The sequence below is a fragment of the Stutzerimonas kirkiae genome (assembly GCF_004327335.1).
GTDB classification, from domain to species: Bacteria; Pseudomonadota; Gammaproteobacteria; order Pseudomonadales; family Pseudomonadaceae; genus Stutzerimonas; species Stutzerimonas kirkiae.
Genome location: NZ_QJUO01000003.1, coordinates 100,802 through 114,629, shown reverse-complemented (window position 1 = coordinate 114,629; position 13,828 = coordinate 100,802). Strand labels below are relative to the sequence as shown.

Below are 13,828 nucleotides of genomic sequence, written 5' to 3'. Positions count from 1 at the left end.
CGGAAGGCTGGTCGAAAGAGCAACCTCGTTCAGCCTCCAGCTTTCCAGCGCTCTTCTCGTCCTTACCGCCCGGACGACCGTGGCGCAGACCGAATACCGGCGGGACGGCCCGCCTTCTTCGAGGGCACCTCGAATGTTTGGAAAACTGCTGATCGCCAACCGTGGCGCCATCGCCTGCCGTATCCTGCGCAGCCTGCGCGCGCTCGGTGTGCAAGGCGTCGCCGTGTACTCCGAAGCCGACGCCGCCAGCCTGCATATCCAGCAGGCCGACGAAGCCTTCTCGCTCGGTGAAGGCCCAGCCGCACAGACCTATCTGGTGGTCGACAAGATTCTCGCCGCAGCCAGGGCCAGCGGCGCCAAGGCCATCCACCCCGGCTATGGCTTCCTCTCGGAAAACGCCGCGTTCGCCGAAGCCTGCGAGGCCGCCGGCATCGCCTTCGTCGGCCCGACCCCCGAGCAATTGCGGGTGTTCGGCCTGAAACACACCGCCAGGGCGCTGGCGAAAGCCCACGGCGTACCGATGCTGGAAGGCACCGAACTGCTGGAAAACCTCGAAGCCGCGCTACAGGCCGGCGACCAGGTCGGCTACCCGGTGATGCTGAAAAGCACCGCCGGCGGTGGCGGCATCGGCATGCGCGTGTGCCGCTCGGCCGAGGAGCTGTCCGACGCCTTCGAAGCGGTCAGGCGCCTCGGGCAGAACAACTTCAGCGACAGTGGCGTGTTCATCGAGAAATACATCCAGCGCGCCCGCCACCTGGAGGTACAGGTATTCGGCGACGGCCAGGGCGAGGTACTGGCCCTCGGCGTGCGCGACTGCTCGGTGCAGCGGCGCAACCAGAAGGTGCTGGAGGAAACCCCGGCGCCCAACCTGCCGGCCGGCATGGCCGGGGAACTGTGTGCGGCGGCGATCGAGCTGGCCCGCGCCGTGAACTACCGCAGCGCCGGCACCGTGGAGTTCGTCTACGACAGCGAGGCCGAGCGCTTCTACTTCCTCGAAGTGAACACCCGGCTGCAGGTCGAGCATGGCGTCACCGAGCAGGTCTGGGGCGTCGACCTGGTGCGCTGGATGATCGAGCTGGCAGCGGGCGAGCTGGCGCCGCTGAGCGAACTGGGCAAAGGCTTGAAACCCAGCGGCCACGCCATCCAGGCGCGCCTGTACGCGGAAGATCCGGGTCGCGACTTCCAGCCCAGCCCCGGCCTGCTCACCGCCGTGGATTTCCCCGAGGCCGACGGCAAGGCCCTGCGCATCGACACCTGGGTCGAGGCCGGTTGTGAGATTCCACCCTACTTCGACCCGATGATCGCCAAGCTCATCACCTGGGCGCCGACCCGCGACCAGGCCAGCGCAGCACTGGACGCCGCGCTGGGGCAAAGCCTGCTGTACGGCGTGGAATGTAACCGCGACTACCTGCGGCAGATCCTCTCGGACGCGCCGTTCGCCAGCGGCTCGCCCTGGACACGTTGCCTGGAGGGCCTGGTGTACCAGGCGCATACCTTCGAAGTGCTCACCGCCGGCACCCAGACCACCATACAGGACCTCCCCGGTCGCCTCGGCTACTGGGCGGTCGGCGTACCGCCGTCGGGGCCGATGGACGACCGCGCGTTGCGCCTGGGCAACCGCCTGCTGGGCAACCCGGAAGGAGCCGCCGGCCTGGAAATCACCATGAGTGGCCCGAGCCTGCGCTTCAACACCGACGCCGTGGTGGCGATGACCGGCGCGCCAATCCCGGTCAGCCTCGACGGCACCCCGCAACCGATGAACACCAGCCTGCGGGTCAAGGCCGGCAGCACCCTCGCCCTCGGCACCATCGCCGGCAGCGGCGCACGCGCATACCTCAGCCTGCGTGGCGGCCTGCAGGTGCCGGACTACCTGGGCAGCAAGAGCACCTTCACCCTCGGTCAATTCGGCGGCCACGCCGGCCGTGCCCTGCGGGCCGGCGACGTACTGCATATCCCCGCCCTGGACGACACCAGCGCCGGCGACAGCCTCGCGGCCGAACAGCTCGCCGTCCTGCCCGCGGTACGCGAAATCCGTGTGATCTACGGCCCCCATGGCGCCCCGGAATACTTCACCCCAGCCTATATCGAGACCTTCTTCACCACCGCCTGGGAAGTGCACTTCAACTCCAGCCGTACCGGCGTGCGCCTGATCGGGCCAAAACCGGAGTGGGTGCGCGACAGTGGCGGCGAGGCCGGCCTGCACCCGTCGAATATCCACGACAACCCCTATGCCATCGGCGCCGTCGATTTCACCGGCGACATGCCGGTCATCCTCGGCCCGGACGGCCCGAGCCTGGGTGGTTTCGTCTGCCCGGTGACCATCATCGAAGCCGACCTCTGGCAACTCGGCCAGCTCAAGGCTGGCGACAAGGTGCGCTTCCTGCCCGTCAGCCTTGAAGCCGCTCGCGAAGCGGCCCATCCGGACGCCACCTTTGCAGCCGCTGATACGAAGCCTTCGCGGCCAGAACCGCTCCTGCGGGAGCTTGCGAGCCCCATCGTGCTGGATATCGGCCAGGACGACACCCGCCTGCTCGCCCGCCTCTCCGGCGACACCCACCTGCTGCTGGAAATCGGCCCGCCCGAGCTGGACCTGGTACTGCGTTTCCGGGGCCATGCGCTGATGCAAGCACTACAAGCGAAACACCTCGCCGGCGTGATCGACCTCACCCCCGGCATCCGCTCGCTGCAGGTGCACTACCAGCCGGAAACCCTGCCCCTGCAGCGGCTGCTCGATATCGTCGCCGGCGAATGGGACGCAGTGTGCGCCGCCACCGACCTGCGCGTGCCCTCGCGTATCGTGCACCTGCCACTGTCCTGGGACGACCCGGCCTGCCAACTGGCGATAGAAAAATACATGACCACGGTGCGCAAGGACGCTCCCTGGTGCCCGAGCAACCTGGAATTCATCCGCCGTATCAATGACCTGGAAAACCTCGATGAGGTCTACCGCACGGTGTTCGAGGCCAGCTACCTGGTGATGGGCCTGGGCGATGTCTACCTCGGCGCGCCGGTGGCCACGCCGCTGGACCCGCGCCACCGGCTGGTCACCACCAAGTACAACCCGGCGCGCACCTGGACCGCCGAGAACTCGGTGGGCATCGGCGGCGCCTATATGTGCGTGTACGGCATGGAAGGCCCGGGCGGCTACCAGTTCGTTGGCCGCACCCTGCAGATGTGGAACCGCTACCGCGAGGTCGAGGCCTTCGACGGCAAGCCCTGGCTGTTGCGCTTCTTCGACCAGATCCGCTTCTACCCGGTCAGTGCCGAGGAACTGCAGCGCATCCGCCGCGACTTCCCGCTGGGCCGCTACCCGCTGCGCATCGAGCACAGCGAGCTGGCCCTGGCCGACTACCAGCGCTTCCTGGATCGCGAGGCCGACACCATCGGTGCCTTCCGCAGCCGCCAGCGCGCCGCCTTCGACGCCGAACGACAACGCTGGATCGCCTCCGGCCAGGCCCACTTCGACAGCGAGGAAATCACCCCCGAACTCGGCGAGGACGTTCCGCTCGCCGCCGGCCAGCATGCCATCGACAGCCATATCGCCGGCAACCTCTGGCAGGTACAGGTCGAGGTCGGCAGCCAGGTCAAGGCGGGCGACACACTGGTGATCCTCGAGTCGATGAAGATGGAAATTCCCCTGCTCGCACCGCGCGATGGCGTGGTCCGCGAGGTCCTCGCGCAACCCGGCTCACCGGTACGCGCGGGACAACGCGTGGTGGTGCTGGAGGAGTAAGCCAGGTCGATCGCGCTATGCCGTTACTCACCGGCAAGGTGCTTCGATAAAAGCGCTGGAGGCCGGAAAGCTGGACGAAAACACCGGTTGCCGCGCGCTTTCGTCCAGCCTCGAGCGCTTCCAGCGCTGCTTTCGGCTGTTTGCCGTGCATAGCGCGATCACCCTGAAGAGTAAACCCTCAGCGAGCACTGGCCGGGCTGGCCCGGAACGCCAGGGCCAGCCCGGCCAGGACCGCCAGCATGCCGGCCAGCGCCAACGCCGGCATGCGGTTGCCCAGGACCAGGTAATCGAGCAGCACCGTGACCACCGGCACCAGGTAGAACAGGCTGGTGACGTTGACCAGGCTACCGCTGCGGATCATCCGGTACAGCAACAGTTGCGCGCCGACCGAAATCACCAACCCCAGCCACAGCAAGGGAATCAGGAAGCCCATGACCGGCTTGAAGTGGAACGGCTGGAACGGCACGAAGCACAGGCACAGCAGCAGGCTCACGAGGTATTGCAGGGGCAGTACCTGCGCCGGCGCCTGCTGGATGCGCTTTTGCAACATGGCACCGCAAGTCATGCACAGCAGCGCGCCCAGCGCGAACCCCATACCGGGCCAGGACAACCTTGCCAGCGCCAGGCTCTGGTAGACCACCAGCAGCAGGCCGAACAAGGCCAGGCACAGCCCGCACAGCCGGGCTGGCTGGAAGCGGCGCTCGGTCAGCAGCAAGGTCAGGATCGGCTGCACGCCGAGCAACGTCGCCAGCAACCCCGGCGTGATGCCATGCGCCATGGCCTGGAAATAACAGACCGAGTAGCCACCGGTCAGCAACAACCCGGTCGAGGCCACCTGCCAACCTGTCCCGGGGCCGGGCAGCCAGCGCCTGGCAGGCAGGCCGATCAGTAGCAAGGCGCCGAGCGCCAGGGAAAAACGCAGGACCAGCAGGGCGAATACGGAACCGTGGTCGAGTCCCCAGCGGGTGAAGATGGCCGCGCTGCCCCATAGCAGCACGAATGTGGCCATGGCGGGAAAAGCCGCCCACATGGAAGTTCTGGAAGTCATGATGCACTCACCTGTCGAATGGCGAACAGGCCCTGGTCATATACAGCACGCAGTGCGTAGGAGCTGTATCGAAGAGACGCCGAAGGGGCCGCGAAAGCGGGCTGGATCAGCCCAGGACGATCGGATGTGGCGGGCTTATGCCAACCGGCACGATGCCTGGCGGGGACACGACAGATGAAGCGGGGGGAGGATTCATGGCACGCACACCGCCGGCCACGACGTGCGTGGCCAGGTCAGGCGAATCGGCGGATACGAGCGAAACCATGGAAAATCCAGAACCTGGAGGGCGATGACGGGGGCGAATATAGCACGCCCACCGTAGCCGGGGAGGCGGCCAGGGCAACCGCATGAACGCCCGCCTTCGCTCCCGCACGGGCATGCGCTGATGCCTGTGCGCGAGGCATTGCGACTGGATTGACAATCAAGTGTGCGGCTTGCCGGGCGCTGTCAGCGGTGTTCTGGCGTGTGTGGTGTCGCGAACCCCGCGCGCCCCGCTACGAAACACCCATGAACCTGTCGCCCCTATGAATTAAGAGAGTGCTCTTCGTCGGCGTCCCTGCCGGCGAAGGCTGCCACGAGGGGCTGGCCGGGCTCGCGGCGAATATCGTGGCGACGATGGAAAGAGCTGGCGGCGCGGTACCGAATCCTTCGCAGGGCTGGCTCTTTCCCACAGGCGCTGCTGGAGATGGCTGTGCGGATGCCTGGTGGCGGGACGGGGCACGCGTGAATACATCCCTGGCGGCGAAGGCCCCGTCCCGCCAGCAGGCATCCGCGCAAGGACGATGAGCCCGAGGTCAAGCTGCACGTTCTATGGCCAGACATACCATCGCCAATCCGCTCGCAACGGGACAGCCCGCAATTACCCGGGAACCCGCAAAAACGCCAGCACCTGCTGCAGGTCGAATGGCCAGCCCAGTTCCGCACCGGTATCGGGACGGCGCAACAGCGGGATGCGCAGCCCATAGGCCTCGACCCACTGCTCGCTTTCGGCGATATCCACCAGCTCGATCGACAGCCCCTGGGCCGCCAGCGGCATCAGCACGGCCTCGGCCTGCTCGCACAGGTGGCAGCCCGGGGTTCCGAACAGTTGGCACTCGGGCATCGTCGATCACTCGCGAAAAGGCAAAGAAGCGCAGTCTATAACCCCCGTTCCCGCCATTAAAGCCTTGCAGCCCAGCGCAGGCCTCGCTATAAGTCCACGGCATTTACCGCCGCAGTAAGACCATGAACCAAGCCGACCTTCTCGACCAGACCCCCGCCTTCCAGCTCAAGGGCAGCATGCTCGCCATCACCGTACTGGAACTGGCCCGCAGCGACCTCGAGCACCTGGACCGGCAACTGGCCGCCAAGGTCGAGCAGGCGCCCGACTTCTTCAACAATACCCCGCTGATACTCGCGCTGGACAAGCTGCCCGAAGGCGAACGGCAGTTCGACCTGGCGGCGCTGATCGCCCTGTGCCGCAAGCACGGCCTGCGCACCCTGGCGTTGCGCGCTACGCTGGCGGAGCATATCCAGGCCGCCGAGGCGCTGGACATGCCGGTACTGCCGCCCTCCGGCGCCCGCGAACGCCCCGTCGACCTCGCCAGCAAGGCGCCGGCCAAGGAGAGCAAGCCCGCCGAGCCGGTCTATCGCCCGACCCGCATCGTGCGCACGCCGGTGCGCAGTGGCCAGCAGATCTACGCCCAGGGCGGCGACCTGATCGTCATGGCGGCGGTCAGCCCCGGTGCGGAACTTCTCGCCGATGGGAACATCCATGTGTACGCACCCTTGCGTGGTCGCGCCCTGGCCGGAGTCAAGGGCGATACCCATGCACGGATATTCTGCCAGCAGTTGGCAGCGGAACTGGTTTCCATCGCCGGCCACTACAAGGTGGCGGAAGACCTGCGCCGCGAACCGCTCTGGACCGAGGCGGTCCAGGTCGAGCTGGCTGGCGATATGTTGAACATCACCCGTCTTTAACGGATACTTCCGCCAATTTTCAGACCGCTACGGGCTCCCGGAAAACCGGTCCCGCACTACACACTTTAGGGTGAATCACCTTGGCCAAGATCCTCGTAGTCACTTCCGGCAAGGGTGGCGTCGGCAAGACCACCACCAGCGCCGCCATCGGTACCGGCCTCGCCCTGCGCGGGCACAAGACCGTCATCGTCGATTTCGACGTTGGCCTGCGCAACCTCGACCTGATCATGGGCTGCGAACGCCGCGTGGTGTATGACTTCGTCAACGTCATCAACGGCGATGCCAGCCTGACCCAGGCGCTGATCAAGGACAAGCGCCTGGAGAACCTCTATGTGCTGGCCGCCAGCCAGACCCGCGACAAGGACGCGCTGACCCAGGAAGGCGTCGGCAAAGTCATCGAAGAGCTGAGCCAGAACTTCGAATACGTCATCTGCGATTCCCCCGCCGGTATCGAGAAGGGCGCGCACCTGGCCATGTACTTCGCCGATGAAGCCATCGTCGTCACCAACCCCGAGGTGTCCTCGGTACGTGACTCCGACCGTATGCTAGGCCTGCTGGCGAGCAAATCGCGCCGCGCCGAAAGTGGCGAGGAGCCGATCAGGGAGCACCTGCTGCTGACACGCTACAACCCCGAGCGCGTCACCAAGGGCGAAATGCTTGGTGTCGAGGATGTCGAGGAAATCCTCTCCATCCGCCTGCTGGGCGTGATCCCCGAATCCCAGGCCGTGCTCAAGGCATCCAACCAGGGTATTCCGGTCATCCTCGACGACCAGAGCGACGCCGGCCAGGCCTATAGCGACGCCGTCGACCGCCTGCTGGGCAAGGACGTGGCGCACCGCTTCCTCGATGTCAAGAAACCCGGCTTCCTGCAACGACTGTTCGGAGGTCGCGAATGAACCTTTTCGACTTCTTTCGTGAACGCAAGAAAGAAACCCCCGCCGCCATTGCGAAAGAGCGTCTGCAGATCATCGTCGCACACGAGCGCGGCCAACGGACCCAGCCCGACTACCTGCCAGCCCTGCAGAAGGAACTGGTCGAGGTCATTCGCAAGTATGTGAACATCGACCAGGACCAGGTACAGGTCGCACTGGAAGACCAGGGCGGCTGTTCGATCCTCGAATTGAACATCACCCTGCCGGACCGCTGAGCGGCCCTCCGGCGCACAGCGGCGGCTCCCACGAGCCGCCGTTTGCGTTTTTACTCTGCGGGCGCTGGCCTGCCCGCGAACCAGGCGGGCCGCACACCCTCTCGGACTCAAGAACCCTGGAAAGGGATACCGCATGCCCCTGAGCACGATCAGGATCATCCACCAGGACGACGCCCTGCTGTTGATCGACAAGCCCACCCTGCTGCTGTCGGTGCCTGGCCGCGCCGAGGACAACCGCGACTGCCTGGTGACCCGCCTGCAGGATAATGGCTACCCGGAAGCACGTATCGTGCATCGCCTGGATTGGGAAACCTCGGGCCTGATCGTGCTGGCCCGCGATGCCGACAGCCATCGCGAACTGTCGCGCCAGTTCCACGACCGGGAGACCGAGAAGGCCTACACCGCCCTCTGCTGGGGCCAGCCCGAGCAGGACAGCGGCCGTATCGAGCTGCCGCTGCGCTACGACCCGCCGACCAAGCCACGGCATGTAGTGGACCATGAACAGGGCAAGCATGCCCTGACCTACTGGCGCGTATTGGAACGCCACGAGCACTACAGCCGGGTGGAACTGACACCGATCACCGGGCGCTCGCACCAGTTGCGCGTCCATATGCTGTCCATCGGCCATCCGCTACTGGGCGACCGCCTCTATGCCCATGAACAGGCCCTCCAAGCCCACGAGCGCCTGTGCCTGCATGCCAGCATGCTCAGCCTGACCCACCCGCAAAGCGGCGAACGCCTGCGCTTCGAAAGCCCGGTGCCGTTCTGAGAGCCCGCTATTGTGGTGGCATACGATGTGATCGCGCGGCGCACGGATGCTGATAGCGGATTGGCAATAGTGTGTCTGGCTTCAAGATCGTAGAGCGCGACCGCTGGATCATCGTCTCAGTGCGAATGCCCCGCCCCACCTCCAGGCATTCCCACAGCCACCTTCAGCAGCGCCTGTGGGAAAGAGCACGCAACCGAAAAGCCCACGAATGATTCGGTACCGCGCCGACGGCCCTTTCCATGGTCACCTCGGTATTCGCCGCGAGCCCATGGACGATAGAACACCCCCGACAGCGCCCGGCAAGCCGCACATTTGATTAACAATCCACTCGCAAGAAATGTCCATGGCAGGCTCGGCGCGATCATCATAAGCGCACCTTGCGGAAAGCCGGCCCCAGCCCAACATGAGCCATTTTCATACAGCAGCACAGGACGGCCCAGGTGCTGCATAGCTTGGTATCATTGCGCCCTTTTCGTTTCCCGCTCTTTCAGGTAGCCCCATGTACGATCGCAACACCCGCCTCCAGGCGCTCCAGCAAGCCTTGCGCGAGCGCATCCTGATCCTCGACGGCGGCATGGGCACCATGATCCAGAGCTACAGGCTGGAAGAGGCGGACTACCGCGGCGAACGCTTCGCCGACTGGCCGCAGGACGTCAAGGGCAACAACGACCTGCTGATCCTCAGCCGCCCGGATGTCATCGGCGCCATCGAGAAGGCCTACCTGGACGCCGGCGCCGATATCCTGGAAACCAACACCTTCAACGCCACGCGGGTGTCCCAGGCCGACTACGGCATGGAGGCGCTGGTCTACCAACTGAACGTCGAGGGCGCGCGCCTGGCGCGCCAGGTGGCCGATGCCAAGACCCTGGAAACCCCCGGGCGCCCGCGCTTCGTCGCCGGCGTGCTCGGCCCGACCAGCCGTACCTGCTCGATCTCGCCGGACGTCAACGACCCCGGCTACCGCAACGTCACCTTCGACGAGCTGGTGGAAAACTACAGCGAAGCCACCAAGGGCCTGATCGAAGGCGGGGCCGACCTGATCCTGATCGAAACCATCTTCGACACCCTCAATGCCAAGGCGGCGATCTTCGCCGTGCAGGGCGTGTTCGAGGAAACCGGCATCGAACTGCCGATCATGATCTCCGGCACCATCACCGACGCCTCCGGCCGCACCCTGTCAGGGCAGACCACCGAGGCCTTCTGGAACTCGGTGAATCATGCCAAACCGATTTCCGTGGGCCTGAACTGCGCCCTCGGCGCCGCCGACCTGCGCCCCTACCTGGCGGAGCTGGCGGCCAAGGCCGATACCTTCGTCTCGGCCCACCCCAATGCCGGCCTGCCCAACGCCTTCGGCGAGTACGACGAAACGCCGCAGGAAATGGCCAGCGTGATCGAGGAATTCGCCGCCTCGGGCTTTCTCAATATCATCGGTGGCTGCTGCGGCACCACCCCGGCGCATATCCAGGCCATCGCCCAGGCCGTGGCCAAATACCCGCCGCGCGTTGTCCCGGAAATCCCCAAGGCCTGCCGCCTGTCCGGCCTGGAGCCGTTCACCATCGACCGGCAGTCGCTGTTCGTCAACGTCGGCGAGCGCACCAATATCACCGGCTCGGCGCGCTTCGCCCGGCTGATCCGCGAGGAAAACTACACCGAGGCGCTGGAAGTCGCCCTGCAACAGGTGGAAGCCGGCGCCCAGGTGATCGACATCAACATGGACGAGGGCATGCTCGACTCCAAGGCGGCCATGGTCAGGTTCCTCAACCTGATCGCCGGCGAGCCGGACATCTCCCGCGTACCGATCATGATCGACTCCTCCAAGTGGGAGGTGATCGAGGCCGGCCTCAAGTGCATCCAGGGCAAGGGCATCGTCAACTCCATTTCCATGAAGGAAGGCGTCGAGCAGTTCAAGCACCATGCGCGCCTGTGCAAGCGCTACGGCGCCGCCGTGGTGGTGATGGCCTTCGACGAAGACGGCCAGGCCGACACCCAGGCGCGCAAGGAAGAAATCTGCCAGCGCAGCTACGACATCCTGGTCGACGAAGTAGGCTTCCCGCCGCAAGACATCATCTTCGACGCCAATATCTTCGCCGTCGCCACCGGCATCGAGGAGCACAACAACTACGCGGTCGACTTCATCGAGGCCTGCGCCTATATCCGCGACAGGCTGCCCTATGCGCTGTCCAGCGGCGGGGTGTCCAACGTGTCGTTCTCCTTCCGTGGCAACAACCCGGTGCGCGAGGCGATCCACTCGGTGTTCCTCTACTACGCCATCCGCAATGGCCTCTCCATGGGCATCGTCAATGCCGGCCAGTTGGAGATCTACGACGATATCCCGGCGGAACTGCGCGACGCGGTCGAGGACGTGATCCTCAACCGCACCCCGGACGCGACCGAAGCGTTGCTGGCGATCGCCGACAAGTACAAGGGTGATGGCAGCGTCAAGGAAGTCGAGAACGAGGAATGGCGCTCGCTGCCAGTGGATAAGCGCCTGGAACATGCGCTGGTCAAGGGCATCACCGCGTTCATCGTCGAAGATACCGAGGAATGCCGCCAACAGTGCGCCCGCCCGATCGAGGTCATCGAAGGGCCGCTGATGAGCGGCATGAACGTGGTCGGCGACCTGTTCGGCTCGGGCAAGATGTTCCTGCCCCAGGTGGTGAAATCGGCGCGGGTAATGAAGCAGGCCGTGGCCCACCTGATCCCCTTCATCGAAGCGGAGAAAGGCGACAAGCCGGAGGCCAAGGGCAAGATCCTCATGGCCACCGTGAAAGGCGACGTGCACGACATCGGCAAGAACATCGTCGGCGTGGTGCTCGGCTGCAACGGCTACGATATCGTCGACCTCGGCGTGATGGTGCCGGCGGAGAAGATCCTGCAGGTCGCCCGCGAAGAGAAGTGCGACATCATCGGCCTGTCCGGGCTGATCACCCCGTCGCTGGACGAGATGGTCCACGTCGCCCGCGAGATGCAGCGCCAGGGCTTCAGCCTGCCACTGATGATCGGCGGCGCCACCACCTCCAAGGCCCACACCGCGGTGAAGATCGAACCGCGCTACCAGAACGACGCGGTGGTCTACGTCACCGACGCCTCGCGCGCCGTCGGCGTGGCCACCCAGTTGCTGTCGAAAGAAATGAAGCACGACTTCGTCGCCCGCACCCGCAGCGACTACATCACCGTGCGCGAACGCACCGCCGCCCGTGGCCAGCGCGCCGAACGCCTGAGCTACGCCGCCGCCATCGCCAACAAGCCGGTGTTCGACTGGAGTGGCTACCAGCCCAGCGTGCCGACCTTCACCGGCGCCCGCCTGCTCGACGATATCGACCTGAGCGTGCTCGCCGGCTATATCGACTGGACACCCTTCTTCATTTCCTGGGACCTGGCCGGCAAGTACCCGCGCATCCTCGATGACGAAGTGGTGGGCGAAGCCGCCACCGCGCTGTTCGCCGATGCCCAGGCGATGCTGCGCAAGCTGATCGACGAGAAACTGATCAAGGCCCGTGCGCTGTTCGGCTTCTGGCCCGCCAACCAGGTGAACGACGACGACCTGGAAGTCTACGGCGAAGACGGCCAGCCGCTGGCCACCCTGCACCACCTGCGCCAGCAGACCATCAAGCCGGACGGCAAGCCCAACTTCAGCCTGGCCGACTTCGTCGCGCCGAAGGCCAGCGGCATCACCGACTACGTCGGCGGTTTCATCACCACCGCCGGCATCGGCGCCGAGGAAGTGGCCAAGGCCTACCAGGAAGCCGGCGACGACTACTGCTCGATCATGGTCAAGGCGCTGGCCGACCGCCTCGCCGAAGCCTGCGCCGAATGGCTGCACGAGCGCGTGCGCAAGGAGTTCTGGGGCTATGCGCCGGACGAACACCTGGACAACGAGGCGTTGATCAAGGAACAGTACAAGGGCATCCGCCCGGCACCCGGCTACCCGGCCTGCCCGGACCACACCGAGAAGAAGACCCTGTTCGCACTGCTCGACCCTGCGGCCGACTTCAACCAGGCCGGGCGCAGCGGCGTATTCCTCACCGAGCACTACGCCATGTTCCCCGCCGCCGCCGTCAGCGGCTGGTACTTCGCCCACCCCGAGGCGCAATACTTCGCCGTCGGCAAGGTCGACAAGGACCAGGTGCAGAGCTATACCGCCCGCAAGGACCAGGACCTGGCCGTCACCGAACGCTGGCTGGCGCCGAACCTGGGGTATGACGAATAAGCCACGGGCTCACGGCCAGGGGCTTCTATTAAAGAGGCTGGAGGCTGGAAAGCTGGACGTAAAGTCCCGCTTGAGCCTTTGCTCGTACATCGCTGGCGGTGCCCTGGTATCCGTGGCGTCGCGAACCCAGCCAGCCCCTCTACGAAACACGCATGAACCCGTCGCCCCTATGACAAAGAAGGCGCTCTTCGTCGGCGTCCCTACCGACGAAGGTTTCTCCGAGAGGCTGGCCGGGCGGGTTCGCAGCAAAATATCGAAGTGACCATGGGGAAAAGCATAGATCGTCGTTGCCAATCGTATTGCCCGGCCCTGGCACATACGGCTCCCTTCTCCCCTTGCGGGAGAAGGGCTGGGGAAGGGATAGCGCCCGCCAGGGCGCTGCTGCGACGCCAGATCCGCGAAACACCTTAAAGGAATGCTTTAAACCGGCCCGTTGATGCCCTGCTCTTTGCCTCACTCGCAATAGACACGCCCGATGCGAATCAAGTAATGTCTTAGCCGAATCGGCTCACGTATCCGGTCGGGCAACCGAGGCTTTCCGTCCATGGTGCATGATTCTTTTATAGTGCTGCGATACCACTGAAGCTCTCAATCCAGATGGAGTTTACCGACAAGGCAAAGAATGCTATCCACCACGCCCGCCTGAGGAGTTATCCACCAAACGGGCGTCTAATTATAGTTAAATATCCATGGGGATTCATACCGTTGAAGAAAATAGCACTCTCCAGCTTCATAGCAACAGTCCTCACTGGGTGTACGTGGACTGCAGCGACTGAAGTTAGTCCTGGGCAATATGCAATCACAAGTCACGCCAGCATTTTCAACTCTCGTGAAGAACTGTTGAGAAAAATCAACAGAAAAGCCAGCAAGGTATGCAATGGAAAGCCATATAGATTAGAGGGTGACACCAATGCAAATATGGTCATCGCCACAAAAACACATTTAGGGGACACCCCGACCAC

General features: G+C 64.7%; 8 protein-coding genes. 6 read left to right on the top strand and 2 right to left on the bottom strand.

Going from position 1 to position 13,828, the window contains the following annotated elements; translation table 11 throughout:
* Positions 1-133 precede the first annotated feature (133 nt).
* Positions 134-3,733, top strand: a complete 3,600-nt coding sequence (gene uca, locus DNJ95_RS03400) for an urea carboxylase (protein ID WP_131183310.1) — start codon at positions 134-136, stop codon at positions 3,731-3,733.
* 178 nt (positions 3,734-3,911) lie between these two features.
* Here uca and DNJ95_RS03395 read toward each other — a convergent pair whose 3' ends face one another.
* Both DNJ95_RS03395 and DNJ95_RS03390 read right to left on the bottom strand, forming a co-directional pair.
* A complete protein-coding gene (locus tag DNJ95_RS03395; protein WP_131183309.1) occupies positions 3,912-4,781 on the bottom strand; it encodes a DMT family transporter in 870 nt (289 codons plus the stop codon).
* Positions 4,782-5,640: 859 nt separating this feature from the next.
* Positions 5,641-5,883 carry a glutaredoxin family protein gene (locus DNJ95_RS03390; protein WP_131183308.1) on the bottom strand — a complete coding sequence of 81 codons (243 nt, stop codon included), beginning with the start codon at positions 5,881-5,883 and terminating at the stop codon, positions 5,641-5,643.
* Between the two features lie 122 nt (positions 5,884-6,005).
* Between DNJ95_RS03390 and minC the strand changes: the two genes are divergently transcribed.
* The 5 genes from minC to metH all read left to right on the top strand — a co-directional run bounded on the left by minC (position 6,006) and on the right by metH (position 12,866).
* The gene (minC, locus tag DNJ95_RS03385; RefSeq protein WP_131183307.1) at positions 6,006-6,740 is read left to right on the top strand and encodes a septum site-determining protein MinC; all 735 of its coding nucleotides are present in this window, start codon (positions 6,006-6,008) and stop codon (positions 6,738-6,740) included.
* Positions 6,741-6,820: 80 nt separating this feature from the next.
* A complete protein-coding gene (gene minD, locus DNJ95_RS03380; protein WP_131183306.1) occupies positions 6,821-7,636 on the top strand; it encodes a septum site-determining protein MinD in 816 nt (271 codons plus the stop codon).
* Entirely contained in the window at positions 7,633-7,887 is a 255-nt protein-coding gene (gene minE / locus DNJ95_RS03375) for a cell division topological specificity factor MinE (RefSeq protein WP_131183305.1), read from the top strand. Before minD ends, minE begins: the two co-directional genes overlap by 4 nt.
* A gap of 133 nt (positions 7,888-8,020) precedes the next feature.
* Complete coding sequence (locus tag DNJ95_RS03370; protein ID WP_131183304.1) at positions 8,021-8,656, top strand: RluA family pseudouridine synthase; 636 nt, start codon at positions 8,021-8,023, stop codon at positions 8,654-8,656.
* Positions 8,657-9,155: 499 nt separating this feature from the next.
* The gene (gene metH, locus DNJ95_RS03365; protein ID WP_131183303.1) at positions 9,156-12,866 is read left to right on the top strand and encodes a methionine synthase; all 3,711 of its coding nucleotides are present in this window, start codon (positions 9,156-9,158) and stop codon (positions 12,864-12,866) included.
* Positions 12,867-13,828 lie beyond the last annotated feature (962 nt).

Bases quoted from the DNA above. Each gene is read 5' to 3' on its own strand.
- minC (WP_131183307.1), top strand. From the start codon at position 6,006: ATGAACCAAGCCGACCTTCTCGACCAGACCCCCGCCTTCCAGCTCAAG.
- uca (WP_131183310.1), top strand. From the start codon at position 134: ATGTTTGGAAAACTGCTGATCGCCAACCGTGGCGCCATCGCCTGCCGT.
- DNJ95_RS03395 (WP_131183309.1), bottom strand. From the start codon at position 4,781: ATGACTTCCAGAACTTCCATGTGGGCGGCTTTTCCCGCCATGGCCACA.
- minE (WP_131183305.1), top strand. From the start codon at position 7,633: ATGAACCTTTTCGACTTCTTTCGTGAACGCAAGAAAGAAACCCCCGCC.
- DNJ95_RS03390 (WP_131183308.1), bottom strand. From the start codon at position 5,883: ATGCCCGAGTGCCAACTGTTCGGAACCCCGGGCTGCCACCTGTGCGAG.
- DNJ95_RS03370 (WP_131183304.1), top strand. From the start codon at position 8,021: ATGCCCCTGAGCACGATCAGGATCATCCACCAGGACGACGCCCTGCTG.
- metH (WP_131183303.1), top strand. From the start codon at position 9,156: ATGTACGATCGCAACACCCGCCTCCAGGCGCTCCAGCAAGCCTTGCGC.